At 35.8% G+C, this 23,701-nt stretch carries 19 protein-coding genes; 2 read left to right on the top strand and 17 right to left on the bottom strand.

Translation table 11 applies throughout. From position 1 onward, the window contains the following. Nucleotides 1–11: 11 nt before the first annotated feature. From PF028_RS00750 to pyrH, 3 genes are read right to left on the bottom strand one after another with little or no spacing between them, the layout of a single operon-like run. Nucleotides 12–2,198, bottom strand: coding sequence for a RelA/SpoT family protein (locus tag PF028_RS00750; protein WP_270860760.1), 2,187 nt, complete (start codon nucleotides 2,196–2,198; stop codon nucleotides 12–14). After that, nucleotides 2,173–2,394: a DNA-directed RNA polymerase subunit omega gene (locus tag PF028_RS00745; protein WP_270860759.1), complete on the bottom strand. Its 222-nt coding sequence runs from the start codon at nucleotides 2,392–2,394 to the stop codon at nucleotides 2,173–2,175. Before PF028_RS00745 ends, PF028_RS00750 begins: the two co-directional genes overlap by 26 nt. A 10-nt stretch (nucleotides 2,395–2,404) precedes the next feature. Then, nucleotides 2,405–3,121, bottom strand: coding sequence for a UMP kinase (gene pyrH / locus PF028_RS00740; protein WP_270860758.1), 717 nt, complete (start codon nucleotides 3,119–3,121; stop codon nucleotides 2,405–2,407). A 168-nt stretch (nucleotides 3,122–3,289) separates the two neighbouring features. Between pyrH and PF028_RS00735 the strand changes: the two genes are divergently transcribed. Next, nucleotides 3,290–3,853, top strand: coding sequence for a hypothetical protein (locus PF028_RS00735; RefSeq protein WP_270860757.1), 564 nt, complete (start codon nucleotides 3,290–3,292; stop codon nucleotides 3,851–3,853). Between the two features lie 21 nt (nucleotides 3,854–3,874). Here PF028_RS00735 and PF028_RS00730 read toward each other — a convergent pair whose 3' ends face one another. From PF028_RS00730 to PF028_RS00705, 6 genes are read right to left on the bottom strand one after another with little or no spacing between them, the layout of a single operon-like run. Beyond that, nucleotides 3,875–5,191, bottom strand: coding sequence for a murein hydrolase activator EnvC family protein (locus PF028_RS00730; RefSeq protein WP_270860756.1), 1,317 nt, complete (start codon nucleotides 5,189–5,191; stop codon nucleotides 3,875–3,877). Then, nucleotides 5,188–6,003, bottom strand: a complete 816-nt coding sequence (locus PF028_RS00725; protein ID WP_270860755.1) for an FtsX-like permease family protein — start codon at nucleotides 6,001–6,003, stop codon at nucleotides 5,188–5,190. Before PF028_RS00725 ends, PF028_RS00730 begins: the two co-directional genes overlap by 4 nt. Then, entirely contained in the window at nucleotides 5,990–6,682 is a 693-nt protein-coding gene (locus PF028_RS00720) for a cell division ATP-binding protein FtsE (protein WP_270860948.1), read from the bottom strand. The genes PF028_RS00725 and PF028_RS00720 overlap by 14 nt, the downstream gene beginning before the upstream one ends. Next, a complete protein-coding gene (gene trmB / locus PF028_RS00715; protein WP_270860754.1) occupies nucleotides 6,670–7,851 on the bottom strand; it encodes a tRNA (guanosine(46)-N7)-methyltransferase TrmB in 1,182 nt (393 codons plus the stop codon). The genes PF028_RS00720 and trmB overlap by 13 nt, the downstream gene beginning before the upstream one ends. Next, complete coding sequence (locus PF028_RS00710) at nucleotides 7,851–9,071, bottom strand: hypothetical protein (protein WP_270860753.1); 1,221 nt, start codon at nucleotides 9,069–9,071, stop codon at nucleotides 7,851–7,853. Before PF028_RS00710 ends, trmB begins: the two co-directional genes overlap by 1 nt. Then, nucleotides 9,007–9,993 carry an RluA family pseudouridine synthase gene (locus PF028_RS00705; RefSeq protein ID WP_270860752.1) on the bottom strand — a complete coding sequence of 329 codons (987 nt, stop codon included), beginning with the start codon at nucleotides 9,991–9,993 and terminating at the stop codon, nucleotides 9,007–9,009. The genes PF028_RS00710 and PF028_RS00705 overlap by 65 nt, the downstream gene beginning before the upstream one ends. A gap of 48 nt (nucleotides 9,994–10,041) precedes the next feature. On the opposite strand from PF028_RS00705, the gene PF028_RS00700 reads away from it, so the two are divergent. Continuing rightward, entirely contained in the window at nucleotides 10,042–11,148 is a 1,107-nt protein-coding gene (locus tag PF028_RS00700) for an FtsW/RodA/SpoVE family cell cycle protein (RefSeq protein ID WP_270860751.1), read from the top strand. A 216-nt stretch (nucleotides 11,149–11,364) separates the two neighbouring features. Here the strand turns inward: PF028_RS00700 and PF028_RS00695 are convergent, their stop codons facing one another. From PF028_RS00695 to PF028_RS00660, 8 genes are all read right to left on the bottom strand, one after another. Beyond that, nucleotides 11,365–12,831, bottom strand: a complete 1,467-nt coding sequence (locus PF028_RS00695) for a restriction endonuclease subunit S (protein ID WP_270860750.1) — start codon at nucleotides 12,829–12,831, stop codon at nucleotides 11,365–11,367. Nucleotides 12,832–12,918: 87 nt separating this feature from the next. Beyond that, nucleotides 12,919–13,995 carry a Fic family protein gene (locus PF028_RS00690; RefSeq protein ID WP_270860749.1) on the bottom strand — a complete coding sequence of 359 codons (1,077 nt, stop codon included), beginning with the start codon at nucleotides 13,993–13,995 and terminating at the stop codon, nucleotides 12,919–12,921. A gap of 9 nt (nucleotides 13,996–14,004) precedes the next feature. After that, entirely contained in the window at nucleotides 14,005–14,727 is a 723-nt protein-coding gene (locus PF028_RS00685; RefSeq protein ID WP_270860748.1) for a hypothetical protein, read from the bottom strand. Beyond that, nucleotides 14,728–16,797 (bottom strand): N-6 DNA methylase, encoded by a 2,070-nt coding sequence (locus tag PF028_RS00680; RefSeq protein WP_333720455.1) that lies wholly within the window; start codon nucleotides 16,795–16,797, stop codon nucleotides 14,728–14,730. Nucleotides 16,798–17,038: 241 nt separating this feature from the next. Beyond that, nucleotides 17,039–18,319: a dihydroorotase gene (locus tag PF028_RS00675; RefSeq protein ID WP_270860746.1), complete on the bottom strand. Its 1,281-nt coding sequence runs from the start codon at nucleotides 18,317–18,319 to the stop codon at nucleotides 17,039–17,041. Then, nucleotides 18,319–19,248, bottom strand: coding sequence for an aspartate carbamoyltransferase catalytic subunit (locus PF028_RS00670; protein WP_270860745.1), 930 nt, complete (start codon nucleotides 19,246–19,248; stop codon nucleotides 18,319–18,321). The genes PF028_RS00675 and PF028_RS00670 overlap by 1 nt, the downstream gene beginning before the upstream one ends. A 274-nt stretch (nucleotides 19,249–19,522) precedes the next feature. Further along, on the bottom strand, nucleotides 19,523–20,737 hold the full coding sequence (locus PF028_RS00665) for a 2-hydroxyacyl-CoA dehydratase (protein WP_270860744.1): 1,215 nt from the start codon (nucleotides 20,735–20,737) through the stop codon (nucleotides 19,523–19,525). Further along, complete coding sequence (locus PF028_RS00660; RefSeq protein ID WP_270860743.1) at nucleotides 20,738–23,680, bottom strand: acyl-CoA dehydratase activase; 2,943 nt, start codon at nucleotides 23,678–23,680, stop codon at nucleotides 20,738–20,740. Between the last annotated feature and the right edge of the window lie 21 nt (nucleotides 23,681–23,701).

The following is a 23,701-nucleotide window of genomic DNA, read 5'->3' as shown; positions in this document are numbered from 1 at the left end:
TTGCTCCTTTATTAGTTATTATAAACATCGTTTTGTGAAACAAAATCAACTATTTTATAGCGATTTCGTAATTTTTCTCTTATGAAATTTGAATTTAAACTTTCATTTAATTCTATCGTAATTTCAAAGAAATCGGATGAAGTTTCTGAATTTTCGCTAAGTCTAATTGAGACCAAATCCACCTGTAACTTAGACAAATATGTCAAAAACTCAGCCAACGAACCTCGTTTGTTTTCAAGTTTTAAGATGACATTGTAACGATGTGGCGCATTTCTCGTCCATTTTACAAAAATCATCTCATCATTTTTCATCAAATTTGCCGCTCTTTCACAAAGTTTGTGATGAACGGTTACATTATGATGACTTCTAAAACCAATTATATCATCTCCCCTTTTTGGATTGCAACAATAATCGAATTCTACCGAATTTATTTTATAATTTGAATAAACTACAATATTATCGAATTTTTGCTTCTCCACGACATATTTATCACGAATTTTAAAGAGCTTTTCTTTAAGCGGATATTTTTTTAGCGCATTGACAACATCTTTTAAATATACGCTATCGTAAGCTGCTTTTGCTATTTTTTTTATTAAATTTTCACTTTCTAGCCAACTTATGATTTTATCTTGTTTTGTGCTAAATATCGCAGATAATATATTGATTGCTACTTCGTGATTTAAATCTCTTATCTTTTGTTTGCAAAAACTTTTGATTGTAGCCCTTGCTTTTCCTGTTTTGACCGAATTTAACCAACTACAACGATAATGCGGCTCATTTCCTGTGATGATATGAACAATATCTCCGTTTTTAAGCTCGGTTAAAAGTGGTACTTTTATGCGATTTACAAAGGCTTCTGTCGCTTTTAGGCCAACTTGCGAGTGGATTTCGTAAGCATAGTCTAACGCCGTCGAACCACGTGGAAGCGTAAAAATTCCGCCTTTTGGCGAATAAACTGCTATATCTTCGACATATAGGCTATCTTTTGCATATTCATATAAATCTTCTGCGCTTGTTTCATCGACCTCTTGCATACTAATGTCGCTAAGCCAATCAAGCTTTGGATTCATCGATCCACTATATTTATATTTCCAGTGAGCCGCCACGCCAAATTCGGCGGTATTATGCATATCAAAAGTGCGAATTTGCGCTTCAATTATCATACTATCGTTAAAAACGGTTGTGTGTATGGTTTGATAGCCGTTATGTTTAGGAAGTGCGATATAATCCTTAAAACGCGAGATAAGTGGATTAAATTTAGTATGCAAAATACCCAAAACAAGGTAACAATCCATAGGTTTTTTAACCAAAATTCGAATCGCCAATAAATCCAAGACCTCTTCGATAGAAATGCCTTTTCTTTGCATTTTCAAAAAAATCGAATAGTAATGTTTCAAGCGTTTTTGCATTTCAAAACTATCTTCGCTAAAACCATTTGTAAGCAAAAGCTCTTTTACTCTTTCGCTAAATTTGTTTAAATTTATTTGAAGTTGTTGTTTATGCTCGCTTACATAATCATGAATCGTTTTATATTCATCAGGCATAACATACTTAAAGCTTAAATCTTCGAGCATATTTTTTACAGATGAAATTCCAAGCCTGTGAGCGATAGGCGCATAAACTAGAAGCGTTTCTTCGCCTATGCGTTTTTGTTTATCAGGTCTTAGAGCGTCCAAAGTCAGCATATTATGAAGTCTATCACAAAGCTTGACAACCAAAACTCGCACATCTTCAATCGAAACTAAAAGCATTCGCCTAAAAGTAAGCGCAGTTGTGCGAAGTTTAGAATTTGTATCGCTTGATGGGGCAAGTTTATCTTCTCTGATATTTACGATTTTTGTTAGCCCTTCCACGATTTTAGCGACTTCTTCGCCAAATCTCTCTCCGACTTGATCGGCTGTAAAGTCTGTATCTTCGACAACATCGTGCAGAAGCGCAGAAATCACCATATCATCGTCCCCGCCCATAAACGAAACTATACAAGCGACCAAAATCGGGTGAATCGCATAAGGCTCACCGCTTTTTCTAAACTGACCTTCGTGCTGAGTGATACACAAATTTATCGCATCGACCAAAATCGGCGTCGGCTCTTTTAGATGATATAAAAGTTCCTTTGCAGAATTTATATCTTTAATACCGATAATCTCTTCAATGAGTCTATCTAAATAACCCTCATTTATCTGATTCAGTAATTCCATCTAAGCTTATTTTACCTTCTGCAAGTTCCATTATAGCAATGTCTGCGAATTTCATTTTTCTTGTATCAACATCTTTTAAAAGTGTCGGTTCGCCTGCGCTTAGTTGTTCAACTCGTTTTGTAATCATCAAAGAAAGTTTATATCTATCTCCGCCTGTTACTTGCAAAGCTTTTGCTACTATTTGTTCTGTTCTCAAATTTTTCTCCTTATTTTACGATTGAGCAAAAACTCAAATCGCCTTCTTTTGTGATTTTGTGTAAATTTCCGCTTTTAAACATATTGCAAACTATAATCGGAAGTGAATTATCCTTTGCTAATGCAATCGCAGTATCGTCCATAACCTTGATATTATCGTGCAAAGCTTGATCGTAAGTTATTTTTGATAATAGTTTCGCATCATCAAATTTATGCGGGTCTTTATCATAAACACCATCTACTTTTGTCGCTTTTATAATCGCATCAGCACCGATTTCAACGGCTCTTAGAGTTCCTGCTGTATCAGTTGTAAAAAATGGATTTCCCGTTCCTGCTGCAAAAATAACAACTCGGTTTTTTTCCAAATGTCTTTTTGCTCTGCCGATGATGAAAGTTTCGCAAATAGCTTCCATTTTGATAGCACTTTGAACGCGAACATCGATTCCCATATATTCGAGTGCTTCACGCATAGCAATGGCATTTATAACGGTTGCTAACATTCCCATGTGATCGCCGCTTGTGCGTTTTATGATACCGCCTTGCGCTGCACTTACGCCTCTAATTATATTTCCGCCGCCAATAACAATACCAACTTCGATTTTGCTATCAACGAGCTGTTTTATCTCACCTGCGATAAATTTAACTATTTCATTATCGATACCAAAGCCGTTATTTCCGGCTAATGCCTCACCTGAAAACTTAACCAAAACTCGCTTATATTCAGCCATAACAATCTCCTTACAAAACTTAATATAATAGCAAAAAAGTCTTTAAATTTAGATAATTTTGTAAAATTTAGATATAATCAAAAAATGAAAAATTTTAAAATATTTTTTAAATTTATACTTATCTGCATATTTCCCATTGTGATTATTGCAATTCCGTATATATTTTTTTTGTTATTTGTAATTGGCAATGACTATATTTACGAAAAAAATATCATAAGTCATGACAAAAATTTACAACCAAAAATAGAACTTATTTTAAAAAGTGATGAATTTATAAATTTACAAAAGCAATGCGATAAAAACGATTATTTTGCTTGTAATAATTTAGCCTATGAATTTGAAAAAATAGCGTATTTACACAACACTTATGATTACGGCGATAAATATTATCAAGAAGCATTAGAAAATTATGAAAAAGCTTGTTTAGGCGGTTTTATAGCATCTTGCACAAGTGTCGGAAAGCTATATAGTTATAGCCCAAACTATCCTGGCAAACAGGGGCGATTGGCTAACTGTTGGGCAAAAAAATTATATGACAAATCAGAAAAATATCTTAAATTTGCTTGTGAAAATTCCGACTACGGTGCTTGTAAAGATCTAGGATTATTATATAGAGATTGCGGAAGACACTACACGCAAAATTATAACGAAATAGCAAAAAAATATTTTGATTTAGCTTGTCAAAACGGAATAAATAAATCTTGCAAAACAGATACAAAAGCTATTTATTAATCCATTAAATATAGAAATTAGCTATTTCAAACTTATCAAATCAAGCGGATTTATATGATAATTCTGCTGCGTAACTTCAAAAGTCAGTTCCGAATTTATCCGTCCTAAAACATAGCCCTTTTTTATACTACTTCCTACTTTTATGGTCGGTGCGATTTGGCTTAAATGCGCATAAATCGTATGAATTCCGCCTGAATGCTCCAAAATCACAACCTTATCAAGCACGGCGGTATCTTTGGCGAAAACAACCTTTCCAGCCAAAACGCTTTTTACCTGCGTATCAGAGCTTTTTGAACCAAGCACGATATTTTCGTTAAAAATTTTAATATTATAAACAGGGTCTTTATAATTTCCAAAATTTCGCTTGACATAAGCCCCGCTTATCGGTGATATAGTTTTCGCACCTGTATATTTTTTCACTCTACTTGCTTGATAGCTAGAACCATATTGCTTCACCTTTTTATCGATTTTAGCCACCCGTTCATCTTCGATAACAGGCTCAGGTTCGCTAGAAAAAATTTCTTCTACCTTTTTGCCCTCTTTTTTAGCCTTTTCTTCGGCTTTTTTTCGCTCTTTTTCTAGTTTTGCTAGGCGTTCTTTTTCTGCTTTTTCAGCTTTTTCTCGCTCTTCTTTATCATTTATGATTTTAAGCTCTTCTAACGCTTTGCGAATTTCGTCTTGTTCGTTGCTAAGTTTTTCAAGCTTTTTAGCGTATTCGTCTTTGTTTTTTTTCAAATTTGCTAGTTTTTGCTCTTGGAGTTTGCGTTTTTGGCTCAAATCATCTTTTTTCTTGTTGTAATCTTGCATGCTGGCTTTTATAGTTTGTATCTTTTTATCTTGTTCGTCGATTAAATTTTTATTATTTTCATAATCTTTCATAAGTGCACTAAGCTCATTAGACATTATATCGCCTAGCAAATTTAGCACCTCATCGGCGATGATACTATCGCTACTTTTGGTTAAATTTATATCACTAACCAAATCAAAAGAAAGCTCTTTTGAAATCGCATCGATGATCTTGTTTTCCAAATCGCTTTGAGTATTTAGCAAAAAAGCATTTTGCGAATTTAACTTTTCTACCTCTTTTTCTTCACTTGCGTGTTTTTCTTGAAGCTCTAAAACTATCTTTGAAAGCTCTTTTAACTCGCCGTCTTGCTTTTTGGCGTCATTTTGTTCTTTTAAAATTTCATCTGCGATTTCATCTATTTTTTGGCTAAGTTTTTTCTCTTCCTTTTGTGATTTTGCCAAATTTTGCGTGGTTTGCTCGATTTTATCTTTTGTATTTGGTGCTGAAAATACCAAATTCAGGGCAAGTGCTAAAAATAAAATCTTTTTCATTGTTTTTTACTTCCGCTTTCGATCATAACCAAACTAACCGCAATCAGCGATAAAACAATCGCAATGCCAAAAAGCACAAGCCCGTCATAAGGTAAATTTATCGCCACATTTAGATCGGCTATGCTTTGCATGGTGTTTGTAAAAAGCTCCCAACTTGGCAAAAATAGATAAAACGCAATTACAATCAAAGTCGCTATCACGCTATCTACGACCGCCATGCGATAAAGTTTTCCACTTTTGATGATAAAACTTGCGCCAAATAAATCCATAATCTCAATGCGAGATTTATGCTCATAAACCCAAATTCGCATTTGTTTATAAATCAACATTAACCCCAAAAGCACGATTAAAAGGGCAAATCCATAAACCAAACTTTTTAACAAAAGTAAAATTTTAAAAATATCATCATGGGTTTTTTTGAAAATTTCAACCCTATTTAAATCGCCTATATTTTTAAGTTTTTCTTCGATGATTTCAAGTTCCCTTGAATTCGGAAACGACGAGAGTTTTACGCTATAAAATTTAGGCAAATTTTTATTTAAATTTACCAAATTTTCATTTGAAATTCGCCCTTTTAATCTATCTGTTATAGTTTTTGTGCCGATTTGAGAGATACTTGCGACTTCGGGCGCTACTTCTTTTATAGCTTCCAAACTAAGCTCGTTTTTTGCTACCAAAACTATGTTGTATTCGTTTTGAATAGAAATTTCGTAGCTTTTTATCAAATTATTTATAAAAACGCCAAACTGAACCGAAAACAAAAGCGCAACAAGCGAAATAATCACGCCAAAATGTGTTTTAATTGATTTCATAAACTTTTGCGTCCTTTATCTCAAAATGTCTATACGCAAAACGAAGCGTAGCCGGTCTTTTGTGCGTAACTACAACCACACACGCACCCCAAGCTTCTCTTGCCGAGCGAAGCAAACGCCAGATGATTTCGCTTGATCTATCATCAAGGTTTCCTGTTGGTTCGTCGCAGATTAAAAGTTGCGGATTGTGTGCTAAGGCTCTTGCCATCGCCACTCGTTGCTGTTCGCCACCAGAAAGCTCCATAGGAAATTTATCGGCTTTATGCAAAAGCTCGATATGCTTTAAAAGCTTTTCTGCTTGACTTTTGCAAACTTGCGGTGATTGCCCCATTATCATCAACGGAAGCATTATGTTTTTTTCGATAGTCCACTCATTTATCAAACGATAATCTTGAAAAATAATGCCGATTCGTTTGCGTAAAATTCGTAGCCCACTTGCACTAATATCTTTTAAATCACACAAACAAACATTTAAATAGCCGCTTTTTATGCCAATTCCGCCGTAAAATGACTTTAAAAGCGTAGATTTACCGCTTCCGCTAAGTCCTGTTATAATGACAAAATCATTTACTTTTATGCTAAAATCAGCTTCGCTAATAATATCAATGTCGCGTTCATAACCAAGTGTGAGCTTTCTAGCCGTGATTATATCGGGTTTTTCGTCGTTTAAATACTGCATTGCCATTTTTCTAGTATCTCCGTAACTTTTTTGTGTGCCTTAAAAGTTTGCCTGATGACCAAAGGAAATTTGATAAAATATGACGAAAAATCTTCGCCGATAACCAAATAGCATTGTTGTGGCAAATCAAAAGCACCAAGCGAAACTCTTATAAAAATTTTCTCATCGTTTTTGTAAATTTCTTCAAAATGCACAAAAAAATCATCGCCTTTAAAGGCTTCATTTGTGAAATTTTTATAAATTTTATCTTTGTCAAATTTTGGAAATTCCAAAACAAAATTCTCTTTTAAATCGTCCGAAATTTGCGAATTTTCAAAGATAAAATCAAAAATATCTTTATCCATTTTTTTCCAGCGATCTTCATATTTGCTTGAAATTTGCAAATTTTGATTTTTAAAAAACTCGCTTTTGCCAAATTTGCTAAATTCGCCAAAAATCTCTTTTGCAAATTCAAAATATAGCTTGCTATCGGTTCTAAGCTCGAATTTACCGCCAATTTTGAGCGTTCTAACACACTCTTTTGCAAATTCGTGCGAAATCACTCTTCGGTGCGGCGCATCGTCCCAAGGGACGGGAAAATGAAGAAAAATTTTATCAATTAAATTCGAATCAATCATACTTAGCAAAATTCGCGCATCGGTATTTATCAAAGCGACATTTTGTAAATTTTCTTTGATTGCTAGTTTTGCGACCTGCTCGATTGCAGGTTTGTAAATTTCGATGCCGATTACCAATGTATCGCTATTTTGCCTAGCTTGAAAAAGCAAATGTCTGCCAGAACCAAAGCCAATTTCGATAAAAATTTTGCTAAATTTGTATGCTTTTATCAAATTTAAAACTTCGTTTTCATCTAAAATTTTTGTAGTTTTTTCTATCAAAGATTTATTTTTAAAAGCAAAAGATTCGCTTACGATTTCATCACAAAATTCATCTTTAAAAATTTGCAAAGCTTTTTGTAAATGCCCTATTTTAGCTGGTTTGCTAACCTTTTCGCCTTTTATGATAAATTTATCCCCGCTTGGTTTAAGAGTGATAAAAAACTCGCTATCAAAGCTTTTTGTGTGGATTAGATCTAGCTTTCTACCGTTTATCAAAGATAAAAATTCCGTCTCGCCCAAGCGAAACGGAAAATTTAGCTCTTTGATTTTTTTTGCTATGAAATTTGGCATTAATTAACTTCAACGCTTAATGAATTTGAAGCTGGCGAAGTTACGCCGTATTCATCGACGCCATAAACTTTGTAATAATAAGTCTTGCCTTTTTCGATATTTGTATCACTAAACGAATTTCCGCCCGTGACTTCGAATTTTTCATCAGGCACCATGCCTAGAATTTGACTTTTTTCAATGTGATATTTTACAACCCTTGTATCAGAATTTTCCCAGACTATGCGGACAGCCTTGCCTTCTTGCGTTACGCTTTGAAGCGATGGTGCATTGGGCGCATCTAGCGTTTGACCTTTTACGGCTTCGCCTTTTGGACTTTCAAGTCCGTCTTTATCTACTGCTGTTACCTTATAAAATCTTACTCCGCCGTTATCATCGATATAATCATCATAGCTATTTGCCGTAGTTTCGCCAAGTATCGTAAAAGGCAAATACTCATTTCGTGAGCTATAAACTCTATAAGTTTTAAAGTCTTCTGCTGTCGTGCCGACCCAAGAAATGTTAATTCGTTTTGGCAAATTTGAACTTGCCGTTACTTGGCTAACGCCGTTTGGCAAATTTTTTGTTGTGGCTTGAAGTATTTCGCTTGGTTTTGAAAGTTCGCCGCTAGCGGTTTTTACAAAAATTCTATACTCATAGCTTTGTCCGCTACCGACTTTATCAATATATTCGGCACTTAATCTGCCATTTACTTCGGCTCTTTTGCTCCAACTTTGACTACCCAAGCTTCTGCGTTCGATGACATAAGATTTCACACGCAAATCAGGGTGCGGTCGCCAAATGATTTTTATGCGTTCAGGCAAACCATAAATCGCTTGTGCAAACGGAACAGAATCCATTAGTTTTGTGGTACTTGCGACCGTTACCGGCGCACTCTCTGATACTGCGCCGCCGCCGTAGGTTTTAACCACATATTTATAAGTCGTTTCAGGGGCTAATTTTGTATCGACAAAGTGAGTTGAGTATTTATCTTTGACGACTGCTACGCGTTTCATCTCGCCACCGTTCATCTCGGCTCTAAAAATTTGAAATCCTTGAACATCGCTGTATTCGGCATAGCTTGGCCATTCAAGTCCGATTTCAGTCGTTCCGCTTATGGTTTTTACATTTGTTACTTGTGGTAAATTCGCATTTACACTCGCAGTATCTGGGCTAGTGTTAGCGCAACCTGCTACAAATAAACTCAAAGCTGCGCTCAATGTTAGTCGGTAAAATTTTCTCATAAATTTCGTCCTTTTTAGCTGATTTTGCTATCAAATTTTCAAATTCTTTTGGCAAATTTGCCGTTATTTTTAGCATTTCGCCCGTTCGTGGGTGCGTAAAATAAAGCAAATATGCGTGTAAGAAAATTCGCTCAATTTTATCATTTTGGCTCTTAAATCCATATAAAGTATCGCCTAAAATGTGGCGATTTAGACTTGCTAGATGAACTCTGATTTGATGAGTTCTGCCTGTGAAAAGTTTTGCACCGATTAGGTTAAATCCTGCTTCACTATGCAAATTTACAAACGCACTTTTTGCAAATCTTGCATCACTCGCACTTTGGCTAAGAACTGCCTTTTTTAGGCGATTTGACGGATTTCGTCCAATGAAATTTTCTATCACGCAGTCATCTTTTAACGCTAAATCCGTCATCGCTAGATAAATTCGCCCCATTGATTTATCGCTTAGTTGTTCGCTTAAATTTGCATGGGCAAAATTTGTTTTAGCCACCACTAACGCCCCGCTTGTGCCTTTATCAAGGCGATGAACGATTCCGGCGCGAATTTCGCCGTTAATCGTCGAAAGCGTGTAAGAATTTTGCTTTAACCAATCCACAAGCGTAGGCTCTTTGACACTTGGTGCGCTATGCACGACCAAATTTGCGGGTTTATTAATGACTAATAAATCATCATCTTCGTATAAAATTTCCACTTCGAATTCGCAAATTTGCGAATTTGCCCCGTCCTTGTCGGTAGTATCGGGGTAAAAAATTTCCACAAGATCGCCCAAATTTAGCTTAAAAGACGGCTTATTTGCTAAATTTGAATTCACAAAAACGGCGTTTGATTTTATCAAATTTGCGATTTGATTTCTCGAAATTTGCAAAACGCCACTTAAAAAAACATCAAGTCTAGCCGAATTTTCTGCGATAAATTTATCCAAATGAAACCTTTTTTCGTTATAATTTCGCCAAAAATATTAAGGATTTTCTTGTTTAAATTTGACAAAAGCATTTTAGCACATTTTGATTTTATTCAACCTTTGTTGATTTTGCCGATTGTTTTTTTATCTCATCTTCTCATAAGCGAAGCAAATTCGACACTTGCGATGAAACAATATGTCTATTTTGCAGTTGGAGCTGTGCTTTTTTTCGTTTTGTTTTTGCTTCCGCTTCGCAAATTTTCATACCTTGTGCCGATTTTTTACTGGGTAAATATATTTTTGCTTATAAGTGTCGAATTTTTCGGCGTTAGCAAACTAGGCGCGAAAAGGTGGCTTGAAATCCCGTTTGTGCATTTTACGATTCAGCCAAGTGAGCTTATGAAACCTGCATTTGTCTTAATGCTTGCATATCTCATCAGAAAATTTCCGCCGCCGCAAAACGGATATAATCTCAAAGATTTTGCCAAAATTTCATTTCACATTTTATTGCCTTTTATTTTGGTCGCAAAAGAGCCTGACTTAGGAACTGCGCTTATTTTATTTTTGACAGGTTTTGCGATTTTATTTATCGTCGGGGTTGATAAAAAAATTTGGCTTAGCATTGTCGTTGCTGTCGGTATCGCTTCGCCCGTGCTTTATAACGGACTGCATGATTATCAAAAAAAGCGAATTACCGATTTTATCAGCGAAGAGCCGTCTTATCAAGTCAAACAAGCCATCATCGCTATCGGAAACGGTGGAATTTACGGCAAAACAAAAGACGAAGCCACGCAAACGCACTTTAAATTTTTGCCGATTTCTACAAGCGATTTTATTTTTGCTTATCATATCGAACGCTTCGGATTTGTCGGTGCTGCGGGACTTATGCTACTTTATATGCTGCTCATTATGCACCTTTTAAGTCTAAATTTTCACTTTAAGGAAGATCCGTTTTTGCGGGTTTTTGCCACGGGCGTGGCGTGTTTGATATTTATTTACGGCGGCGTTAATATCGCTATGGTTATCGGTTTTGCGCCTGTTGTGGGTGTGCCGCTACCTTTTTTTAGCTACGGGGGAAGTAGTTTTATAACTTTTGCTTGTCTGTTTGGAATTTTGCAAAATTTAATAACATTTCGTATAAAAGATGCCTACGAAACTACGCATATTAGGTTATAGCGTGTTTGCGATAGAATTATAAGCGTAAATTTATTTTGTCATTACGAGTTTTACGAAGTAAAACGAAGTAATCGCCAAAGTTTAATTCACTGCTTGGTTTTTTAAATTTATCGTAGAGTTGGCATTTTGCCCACCATAAGGTTACCGAATTTTTGGTGGGCAAGGATGCCACCCTACTCATAACGGCAAATTCTAGCAATGACAGATTAAACAAATTTACGCCTGTTTAATCGCCGTTTCTACCTTTGTTTTCGCTGATTGTAGTAGCTCGTTAGCTCTTACTCGCAAAGCAAAGGATTGTTTTATTTTTTCGGCAATTTGAGTTTGAATTTGCAAATTTATTTTTGGAATTATGATATTTTCAAGTGAATAATTTGAAATTTTAGGTTGTGCTGTTTGCGTAAATTCTCTCGAAATTTGCTCTTGCACGAAAATACTTCTTAAAAGCAATTCTAAAAATTCAGGCAAAATATAATTATCAAACAAACTAAATTTGGAAGTATTGTTTGAAATAAAACTTCCGTTAAGTTCTTTTGGTATTAAATTTACTTTTCCGATAGTATTACCGATAGTTGCGATAACAAAATCATTTTCTTTTACGGTTGTTTCATTTTTTGCTTCAAAATTATCATCAATAAAAACACTTTCTGCAATTTTAATCGGTTCGTTAAAAGAAAGTTCTTTTATGCGAATATAGGCTCTTTGAGCTTTTTCTACATAAAAATCTTCTGAAATCAAACTGCCATTTTTAAACTCGCCTATATCTTTTAGTTTTAAATATCCACCACTATAATTTTTAATCACCTTTTCGATTTCGTCGTATTTGATTTGATAATATTCGCTATCAAGGCGACCTGTGGTATGCAGACTTTCTTTAAGCGTTCGCACGGAAAAGTTCAGGCTCTGTGAAACAGGCGTGATAGTGGCTAATGGATTTTGCGGATTTAGCCCGAGTTCTTGGTATAACAAAACTTCCGCTTCTCGGTAAAGGTCTTTGGACTGCTCCAAACACTCGTGCGACTGACGCACCATTTGCTCAATTTGTTGTTGAAATTCAAGGGGGAAAAGGGGGATAGGTAATTTTCTTAATCTTGACATTGCTACTGTCGGCTGTGCTGATAATGTTTTTTCCTTATCTAAAATGATTTGACCTATTTTTGAGTTAAAAAAGGTAGATACAACAAAAGGACTAACATTATTTTTAATTTGTCTAATTCTGCAAATATTCGGACCAAGTTGAAATTCCTGTTTGGTTTGCATTACTAATGAGCGTCTATATTCACCAGTATAAGACAAGACAACATCGTGCTTTAATATTTTTGAACGAATTAAATTTTTATCAGCAACATTTTTATCAATAGTAATATAATCCGATATGTCCAATCTTTCATTTTGAATATTTTTACTTGTTAATGCTATATAGTTTTCGCTTGAATTCATATTTTCTTCTAAAAAATACTTAGTAAATTCAAAACCTGCCAATTTTGAAATATTATAATCTTCTCCTAAAATAATATGTGGCATATTGCAAATTTTATTCAATAGCATTAATGCAGACTTTTTAAAATATTCTGCATCAATTCTTTTACACTCATTATCTTTCATAGCGTCTGAATATTTCAAAACGCTAATTTCCAAATTCGGATATTTATTTTGCAATGTTTGGTTTAAATTTAAAGCCATTTTGTTGTCCTTTTTTATATGTTAAAAATTATGCTATTTTTAACATATTTCTATAATATGTTAAAAATTTTGATTTTTTTTAACATGTTATTCAATAATCAATCCTTTCTTTAAAATCTTAAATAAACGAATATTAATAAAATAATTTATTCTACCGAGCTTTACACATTCAAATTCTCCCAAGTTCTCACATATTCTTAAATATTTAGAAGCTGTTTGCCTTGAAATACCCAATTTGTTTTTTACGGATTCGATTTTTGTATATGGATAAGCAAATAATAATTCCACAAAATCTTTACTATAAATTTCTGGTGATTTATCTTGCAAAAGACTACTAAAATCCGACATAGCTTTGTCTATACTTTTGATTAAATTTACCGAAGCAATAGAAGTTTGCTCAATACCTTTTAAAATATATTCTATCCAGTCATTCCAGTTTGAATTTTTACTTACTTGTTCTAATAAATGATAATATTTAGATTTGTTTTTTATAATATACGCACTAAGATATAAAATAGGCAAATCCAAAAGACCTTTGTATGTAAGATACAATACATTGATTATACGCCCAGTTCTACCGTTACCATCATAAAATGGGTGTATGGTTTCAAACTGATAGTGAATAATAGCAAGTCTGATTAGTGGGTCTAAATCGTCTAATTCATCATTTATATATTTTTCTAAATTTGACATTAAGCGAAGTATATCAGCACTATTTTGCGGTGGAATATGCTTGATTTCGCCTGTGGCTGGGTTTTTAAGCATTGTTCCGCTTTGTGTTCGAAATCCTGCGGAATGGCGTTCTAATCGCCTTTGAATTTCTAAAATATGGCGATTTAAGAATAATCTATCTTTTTTAATTAGCAAATATCCTTTTTTGAGTGCTTTTTCGTAATTTATAACTTCTTTGGCTGACTGTGTAATTTTAGCTTCATCTATTTTAGCTAAAAATAACTCATCATGAGTTGTTATAATATTTTCGATTGCATTAGAATCTTTGGCTTCTTGCAAAACCAATGAGTTGATTAAAATATCTTGATTTGGTATAGTTCTAATAAAACCATTTAATTCACCTAATTTTCTTGAAGCATTATTTAAAGCTTTATAAATTTTTGGAGTTATTTCAAAATTTACAGGCAACTCTTGTGGAATAAATTCTTTCATATAATCTCCTTAACTCAATTTTTTTACAAATTCTCGTAAAAGCCAGTATGCGTTTTCATACGCTTGTTTAGTTTCTGTGTTCTCTGGGTCTATTTCACTATGAAATAAAGCATTTCTCATTGAATAGATTATTTCAATAAATGCTCGATAAATATCTTTTTTTTCATCATCAGTTAAAGTTTCTTTGTTTGATAATTTTGTTATCAATGGTGTTATATCTTTGACATAACTATTTATCTCATTTGTTATATATGACCTTACTCTATTTTTTTGTGTATCTGTTAATGAAGAATTATTTAATTTATTTTCAAATTCATTATATGGACAGTCTATTATTTCATTGTTATCAATTCTTACAATAACTCGCCCATTGGACAGTATTTTTATATAATATGTTTTTGTATAATGTTTTTGATTCTTACAAATTTCATTATCTTGAAAAGATTTAATTTTTACATGTTCAAAACATACTGGTTCATTATCGTTTATAATAAATCTATTAGATAATTTATTCTTTAATTCTATTAAATTTTGAATAAATAAATCTTCTTTTAATAATCTTGTGAATATTGAAGAATTTGCATTTTTCATTTTGTCTATTTTATCTCTATCTGCCTTGCAGTTAGAAAATTTATCTTTTAAATAACAATTAAAAGCAAAATAAGCCTTTGCAAAATAGGCAAAATAATCTATTTCCATTTGTTCTTTATATGCTTTTAATTGCCCACTCATTTATTCTCTCCAAAAACTCAAATTCTCAGCTTTGACAAAATCGGCAAAGGCTTCGGCGATGCCGTCTTTGTCAAATTCGGCATATTTTTGGAGATTGTCTTGATACTCCGTTAAGCGTTTTTGAAATGTGTCTTCGCTTTCGTCCTTTTTGCGTATAGGCTCATCTCCTGCTAAATGTGGATTAAATAAATCGTGTTCTACAACCCAATGCCCGTGCGTATCTTGCAATGGATAGTAGATTTTATCGCCAGAATTATCCTTGCTTGGCTTACTCATCGTGGCAAAAAATATATTGTAATCGTCCCTTTTAGGGCAGAGTTTATCGTCCCATTTCTGCACAAATAAAACGCTTGTTTTAGTGCCTGTGTGTGGCTTAAAAACATTGCCGTGAAGCCCCACGACTGCTAGAATTCGTGCGTGTTCGCTAATAAATTCACGGATATACTTATCGCTTGAATTATTAAATCTACCCTGTGGCAAGACAATCGCCATTCTACCGCCTGATTTAAGCATATTTAGGTTGCGTTCGATAAATAAAATATCTCGCCCCACTTTTTGTTGCCATTTGCCGTTAGCGTTTTTGCCAAGTTCGTAAGCGTGAAGTATGCGTGGCTCTTTAATATCACCTGCAAATGGTGGATTTGCCATTAAAATATCAAATTCAAAATCTCGGTTTTCGTTTTTGGTTGAACGCAGATTTTTAAGGCGTTTAAATCCGTCAAAATAAATATCTTCCCACTCTTCGTCTTTGGTAAATTCGTCCCAACGGGCATAGTCAATGGAATTGAGATACAATACATTGGTGTGTCCGTCTCCTGCGATTAAATTTAGCATTTTAGACACTCGCACACTTTTTTCATCAAAGTCTATACCAAAGACTTTTTCTTTGACATAGTCTTCGCATTCGGGAATTTTCTTTTCGGCAGTAAATAAATCAGACGGTTCTAAACCTTTGCTTTTGTAAATGTTTTTCCATACATAAAAACAAGTGTGTATCGGAAAACCGCAACTACCACTGGCGGTGTCTATCATAGTTTCATCAGGCTTTGGATTTAGCATTTTTACGCACATATCAATCACATAACGGGGTGTGAAATACTGCCCTTTTTCGCCTTTGGCGGATTTATTGACTAAATATTCAAATGCGTCATCAATGACTTCTAAATTTGAATTAAATAATTTAATGCTTTCTAATGACGCTACGCAAATACTCAAATGCGACGGCGATAGTTTGATTTTGTCATCGCCTGCAAAAACACCATCCCATTTTTTCTTGGCTTTTGAAAAAAGATTTTCGATTTTAACTTTAAGTTCGCCATCGCTCTCGCCGTAGTTTTTAAACTCTAAATTGCGTGTTTCATTTCTTGCGCCTTCTAATTCGTCAAATAATTTAATAAAAATCAGTTTAAAAACTTCTTCAAATACATCAACTCCTGCATTGGCTAAAACTTCGTCTTCCATATCCAATACAATGCTTTTAAGCGTGATTTTTTGTGTTTGCAGTTTGTCGGCTTTTTTTAAATCATCAAATGTAAAGTCTTGTTTTAAAACATCTTTTAAACTTTTGCCACTTTGTGGAATATTTGGAATTGGTTCGAAATAATTCGGGTCTTTGCGGTGATAATATGAGATTACTTCACCATTGCTCCATACGGCAATGGTTGCTCCTGTGGAGTTGCAATAACTTTTGAGTTGTTCTTTGCCGTCTTTGGCTTTTGGTTTTTTGAGTTCTACGATAATATACGGGGCAGTGATTTGAATGTCATCAAAGATAACAATATCTGCTCGTTTGACTTCACGCCCAAAATGCACGGGATATTCTAATTGTATGCGTGTTTTGGTATAGCCGTATTCGCCAATTAGCTTGTCTAAATATAGTTGGCGAACGATTTCTTCGGGGGTAAGTTTGACTTCTTTATCGCGGATTAGACATTTTGTATAGTAGGTAAAGCCCACCCCACTTGCGTTTTTGTTAGGTTTTTGTGTTATTTGCTTTTCTAAATTTTGTATGCTAGTAGGCGAAAATAAATCAAGTTTATAATCGCTATCTTTTAAAATTTCGCTGATAATTGACATTTTTTAACCTTTTAAATTTGCAAATTTGAACTTTGAATTTTAGCTAAATGTTTATAAAATCGGAGTTAAAATGAATTTTGGAATTTGTAAATTTAGATGATAACGACGATGATTTCAGAATAAATTTGCAAATTTAAAACGCCTGGTCAGCGTGGCTGGATTGCTTCGACTTGCCTAACGGCAAGTCTCGCAATGACAATTTAAAGCAAATTTGCAAAATAATTCAATGCAAATTCTACGCTACTACATTAGGAAATTCAAAAACTACACGACCGCTTTTTATAGTTAGCACACACGCACCTTTTAGCTCTTTGCCAAAAAGTGGCGAATTTTGCGATTTTGACTTATTGATTTTTTCGTCATAAATGTATTTTAGCTCAGGGTCAATTATAGCTATGTCAGCTAGTTTGCCAACGGCGATTTCGCCTTTGTCCTTTAAATTTAAGATTTTCGCAGGATTATACGAAGTTAAAAAAACCATTTTTTCTAGGCTGATTACGCCGTCTTCCACCAAACGCAAAGTCAAAGGAACTAGCGTTTGAAGCCCCAAAATCCCAAACGGCGCTTTGTCAAATTCGACAAATTTATCGTCCCAGCTGTGCGGTGCATGGTCTGTGGCGATGACATCGATTAAGCCGTTTTTTAAGCCCTCTCGCATAGCCTCTACATCGGCGTTCGTGCGAAGCGGCGGGGACATTTTGAAATTCGTATCATAGCCCATAAGTTCGCTCTCATCGTATGTGAAGTGGTGTGGCGTAACTTCGCAGGTTACATTTATGCCTTCTTTTTTGGCTTGTTCGATGAGTTTTAGCGACCACGCCGAGCTTACATGGGCTACATGCAGGTGTCCGCCCGTTTTTTTGGCTAACAAAATGTCGCGCGAAACCATAATCTCTTCTTTTTCACTTGCCATGCCTTTTAGCCCTAAAATGGCACTTACCTTGCCTTCGTTCATCACTCCGCCACGACAAAGTGAGCAGTCTTCGCTGTGATTTGAGACAAACGAGCCAAAGTGCGCCGTGTATTCAAGCGCTTGTCGCATGACCGAGCTATCGGTTACGGGAAGTCCGTCGTCGCTAAATGCTACACAACCGGCTTCAAGCATTTCGCCCATTTCGGTTATGCGTTCGCCTTTAAAGCCTTGCGTTATCGCACCAAACGGCAATAAATCGATAAGTCCGCGTTTTTTTGCTTTTTCTATCATCGCTCTTGTGATTGCGGCGTTGTCATTTACGGGCTTTGTGTTAGCCATAGGAAGTGCCGTTGTTACGCCACCTGCGACGGCTGTTTCGCTACCTGAATTTACATCGTCTTTATACTCAAATCCCGGATCTCTAAAATGCACATGCATATCTATAAGTCCGGGCATGACGAATTTGCCCGTTGCGTCGATGATTTTATCGGCGTTAGGCTCGTCTTTTGTAAGTGCCAAAATTCTGTCATTTTCTATTAAAACATTGATTTTTTCTTTGCCGTCGTGGTTGATGACGGTGCCGTTTTTTATCAAAATTTTCATTATTTGTTCCTATTTAAATTTAGTGTGTGAAGCACCGCCATACGCATTGCCGTGCCGTTTTCGACTTGATCTAGTATGCAGGTAAATCGTGGGTCATCAGCCACATCTGAATTTATCTCCACGCCCCGATTTATAGGACCTGGGTGCATGATGATAACTCCGTCTTTGGCGTGGAGCATTTTTGATTTTGTTAAGCCAAAAAATTTGCTGTATTCTTTCACGCTCGGAAAGCTTGGTTCGCCGTCTTGGCGTTCTAGCTGAATGCGAAGCATGATGATGACATCGGTGCCTTCGACGGCTTCTTCCATGCTTTTGCAAATTTGGCAACCAAACGCATCGCAATCTCGCATCATCATCGGCGGTCCAAAAAGTTTCACGCTAATGCCTAATTTTCTCATCGCCCAAATGTTTGACCTAGCAACTCTACTTTTAAAAATATCGCCGATGATAGCAACCGTAAGCCCATCAAATTTGTCCTTAGCTTCGTAAATCGTAAATAAATCTAAAAGCGATTGCGTTGGGTGTTCGTTTAAGCCGTCCCCTGCATTGACAATCGAAGCGTCGCAGTTTGCGGCGATGAATTTTGGCACGCCCGAGCTTTCATGGCGAACGACGAAAATATCGCTACGCATGGCTTGCATATTTTTTATCGTATCGATTAGCGTTTCGCCTTTTTTGGTGCTACTTGAACCTGCGCTGAAATTTATAGCGTCCGCTCCAAGCCGTTTTGCGGCGATTTCAAATGAAATTCGCGTTCTAGTGGAATTTTCAAAAAAAGCGTTGATGACGGTTTTTCCGCGAAGCGAATCGGTTTTTTTTACAGGTGTGCGATTTAACGCCTTAAATTCCTTTGCCAACTCAATAAATGAAAAAATGTCTTCTTTGCTTAAATCTTGCATACTTAAAAGGTGTTTAAGTTTGTAACTCATCTGATTTCCTTGCGAGTTTTGAATTTTGTAATTTTATACAATTTTATCTGATAGGCTGATAAATTTTTGGAATTTAATAAATAATAAAATTTGAAAATTCGCCTAATGATTTAAAAAAATTCAAGACAGAGTTGGCGTAGTAAATTTAAAAAATTCATTACCAAATTTGAAGACCAAATGCCGACGATTTCACGCCGAATTTGCATAAGATAAGACTTATTTCGTCTATCGTTGCAAATTCGGCGTGAAAGCTAGGCTAAATTCTATGTCAAATTTAAATTTGAGCGTTTGCAAGCATTAATTTTATGCGGTTTTCTTGATTTACCGCACTTGCACCCGGGTCATAGTCTATCGCTGCTATGTTTGCGTCCGGAAAATTTTCTTTGATTTTTCGCACCATGCCACGAGCTATGATATGATTTGGCAAACACCCAAAAGGCTGAGCACAGACGACATTTTCTATGCCGTGACTTACAAATTCGACCATTTCAGCAGTTAGCAACCACCCTTCGCCCATTTTCACGCCGTGGCTGATATAACCATCAGCTGCCTTTCGCACAGCTTTAAACGGCGTTGGAGCGCGAAATCCGTAGCTTTTGATAAGCGAAATTAACCTTGCTTGGATAAATTCGATTATTTTTGCCACTGCAAATGACGCATAATACGCCACTCCGCCCTTGCCGTAAAGCTCTTTGTCATAAATGGCGTCATAAATGCAAGTTAGCACAAAATCCATAAGCCCCGTATTTACGGGCTCTGCGTTTTCTTTGATTAAGTATGAATTTAATCCGTTATTGCCAATTGGCGAGTATTTTAGATAAATTTCACCCACAATGCCGACTTTTACCTTTTTTTCGTCGCTTCTGTCGATTTTAGCGAAATTTGAAAGTATAAATTTAAAGTTTTTTCGCAACCTAAAAAAGCTTTTTTTAGCCACCAAATCGCAAATATGATTTACGCAAAGCTCAAAAATTTCATCGGTAAAATCTGGCTTTTTTTCATAAGGTTTGCATTGATTATAAAGGCACATTAGCAAATCGCCGTAAAAAATGGCTCCAAAAAGCCTAAGCAAGGCTTTTTTTGATAGCACAAATTCATTTTCATCAAGTGAGCTAAAATTTAGCGAAATCACAGGCACATATTCAAAACCGCTGTCTTCAAGGGCTTTGCGAAGTAAATTTATATAGTTACTAGCCCTACAACCGCCGCCCGTTTGCGATATTAGCAAAGCGACTTTGTGCGTATCAAATTCACCACTTTTAAGCGCATCGATAAACTGCCCGATGACAAGAAGCGCCGGATAACACATATCATTATGAACGCTTTTTAAGCCCTCTTCTACGATATTTTGGCGATTTTCTGAGAGCAAAACGCTTTTGTATCCATCAGCTGCTAAAACGCCTTGCATAAAGCGAAAATGCGGATCTATCATCGTGGGAATTAAAATAGTATGGGTTTCTTTCATATCTTTTGTAAATTTGGCAAACAATTATTTTCCTTTTTTTGCTGATTTTGCTCTTTCAAAAATGGCGGCTTTCAAGCTTCTTAGGCGAATTTTTACAGCTCCCAGATTTGTAACTTCATCGATTTTTAGCTGGGTGTAAATTTTGCCTTTTTTGGCTAGTAAATCTCTAATCTCATCACTTGTAATGGCGTCGATTCCGCACCCAAAGCTAACAAGCTGAACAAGTTCGAGATTGTCAAATTTAGCTACAAAATTTGCCGCATTATACATTCTAGCGTGATAAGTCCATTGATTTAGGCTTTTGGTTTGGACATGTTCAAGCGGCAAACAATCTTCGCTAAGCACGACAAATCCGATAGAATTTAGATATTTATCGATTCCGTGATTTACAAATTTATCTATATGATACGGGCGAGACGCCAAAATAACGGCATTTTGATTATTTTCTATGACGAATTTCAAGGTTTCTTCGCCTTTTGCAAGGATAGCTTTTTTGTATCTATTTAACTCTTTTTGTCCGTGATATACGGCGTTTTTGATAGCTTCTAGGCTAAATTTAAAGCCAAATTTTTCAAATTCATTTTTTAGCGAATTTGACATAAATTCTAAATCATTTATATCAATATGCGGATAGATAAATTTGGTATCTTTAAGTGCTCCTACATTTGCTTTGATGAGTTCTGGGTAATACGCCACCACAGGGCAGTTGTAGCAGTTTTCGCTGATTTTTTCGTCGATATTGTAGCTCATGCACGGATAAAAAATAAAATCAACTTCTTTTTTAAGCAGGTCATAAATATGTCCGTGCGTGATTTTAGCGGGATAACACACAGTATCTGACGGTATGCTTTGGCTTGATAAAAATAGCGTCTCTTTTCTAGGACGATTTGAAAGCACCACGCTAATGCCTAAATTTTCAAAGAATTTCGCCCAAAACGGCAGCATTTCATACATATTTAGGACAAACGGGATTCCTACTTTTAATTGCCCTGTTTTTGGTGCTTTTTTGTAGCGTTTCAAAAGCTCATTTTTAAACTCAAACAAATTTGGCAAATCATTTTTGATCTCTTTTCCGGCACCCCGTTCGCATTTGTTTCCTACTACAAATCTGCTTCCGTCGCTAAAAATATTGATTGTCAAAGCACATTTATTTGTGCAAAGTTTGCAAGAGCCAAATTCGCTCTCATGGCTAAAATTATTAAGTTCGTCTATTGATATTAAATTTGAAGTGGCAATCGCGTTGTTTTTGGCAAAAAGTGCCGCACCATAAGCACCCATAATCTCGCTAATATCAAGCCTAATGACATTTTTGCCAAGCTCTCTTTCAAACGCCCTTAAAACGGCATCATTTAAAAATGTCCCGCCTTGAACCACGATATGCTCTCCCAGCTCGTCGGCGCTTCTAGCACGAATTACCTTATAAATGGCATTTTTAATAACGCTAATTGCCAAACCAGCGCTTATATCTTCGACTTCTGCGCCGTCTCTTTGGGCTTGTTTGACTGATGAGTTCATAAATACGGTGCAACGACTGCCTAATTTAGACGGATTTTTCGCAAACAACGCCATTTTGGCAAATTCGCCAATCTCATATCCGAGTGAATTTGCAAATGATTGCAAAAACGAGCCACAGCCAGAACTACACGCTTCATTTAGCACGATAGAATCGATACTTCCGTTTTTAATAGAAAAACATTTTATATCTTGTCCGCCGATGTCGATGATAAAATCAACATCCCTGTTAAAATGCTTTGCCGCGCTATAATGTGCGATCGTCTCAACAATGCCATAATCAAATTTAAACGCAGCCTTTATTAGCTCTTCGCCATATCCAGTTACGCCGCTACCTGCGATTTTAATGCGGTTTTCGCACATAGAGTAAATTTTTTTAAGCTCAGGGAGCAAAATCGCAATCGGATCGCCTTTGTTTGATGAATAAAATTTATACAAAAGTTCGTTATTTTCGCCGATTAGAGCGATTTTGATTGTGGTTGAGCCACAATCCACGCCCAAATACGCTTTTCCGCTATATGATAAAATGTCCATTTTAGGCGCACTTGCCATTGCGTGGCGATTTAAAAACTCGCTGTATTCGCTCTCGTCTTTAAAAAGTGGTGGTTCTGCGTTTATCACTTCTTTGTGCGGTTCGTGTTCGAGTAAATTTAAAATATCTTCTAAATTTTGCACTTTTGCACTATCTTTGGCATAAAGCGCACTTCCGTAAGCCACAAAATAAGGAGCTAACTCAGGAAAAACAGAATTTGATTCATCTAAATTTAGGGCTTTTTTAAAACTATTTCTAAGCCCTTGCATAAAATATAACGGACCGCCCAAAAATAGGACATTTCCTTTGACTTCTCTGCCTTGCGCAAGTCCTGAAATAGTCTGCTCGACGACTGCATTAAAGATACTCGCACTTATATCTTCTTTTCTAGCGCCTTGATTGAGAAGTGGCTGAATATCGCTTTTGGCAAACACACCACACCTTGAAGCGATAGGATAAATTTTTTCATAACCAAAGCTTAATTTATCGAGCATCGCAAGGCTAATATTTAGCAAATTTGCCATTTGGTCGATAAAAGCACCCGTCCCGCCGGCGCAGCTGCCGTTCATACGCTCTTCTACACCGCCTGTAAGAAATAAAATCTTAGCGTCTTCTCCGCCAAGCTCGATAACGACATCGGTTTTTGGAAATGCCTTTTTTACGCCAAGCGAAGTGGCAAAAACCTCTTGAACGAAGTCGATATTACAGCTTTTTGAAATGCCAAGTCCAGCTGAGCCTGTAATAGCCACGCGAAACTGCGAATTTGCAAATTTATCTTTTAAAAATGAAAGCGTTTGTGCTACGGCAAATTTGGGCTTTGCAAAATGACGATCATAGCTTTTGTGTATAATCTCGCAATCTTCGTTAAGTAATACGGTTTTTACGGTCGTAGAACCGACATCTATGCCTAAAAAATAGTTCATTTTTCTCGCTTACATTAAAAA

It is taken from the genome of Campylobacter sp. CN_NE2, from assembly GCF_027797465.1.
Taxonomy (GTDB): Bacteria; Campylobacterota; Campylobacteria; order Campylobacterales; family Campylobacteraceae; genus Campylobacter_B.
The sequence above is the reverse complement of the archived record's forward strand: the minus strand, read 5'-3'. Positions and strand labels throughout refer to the sequence as shown.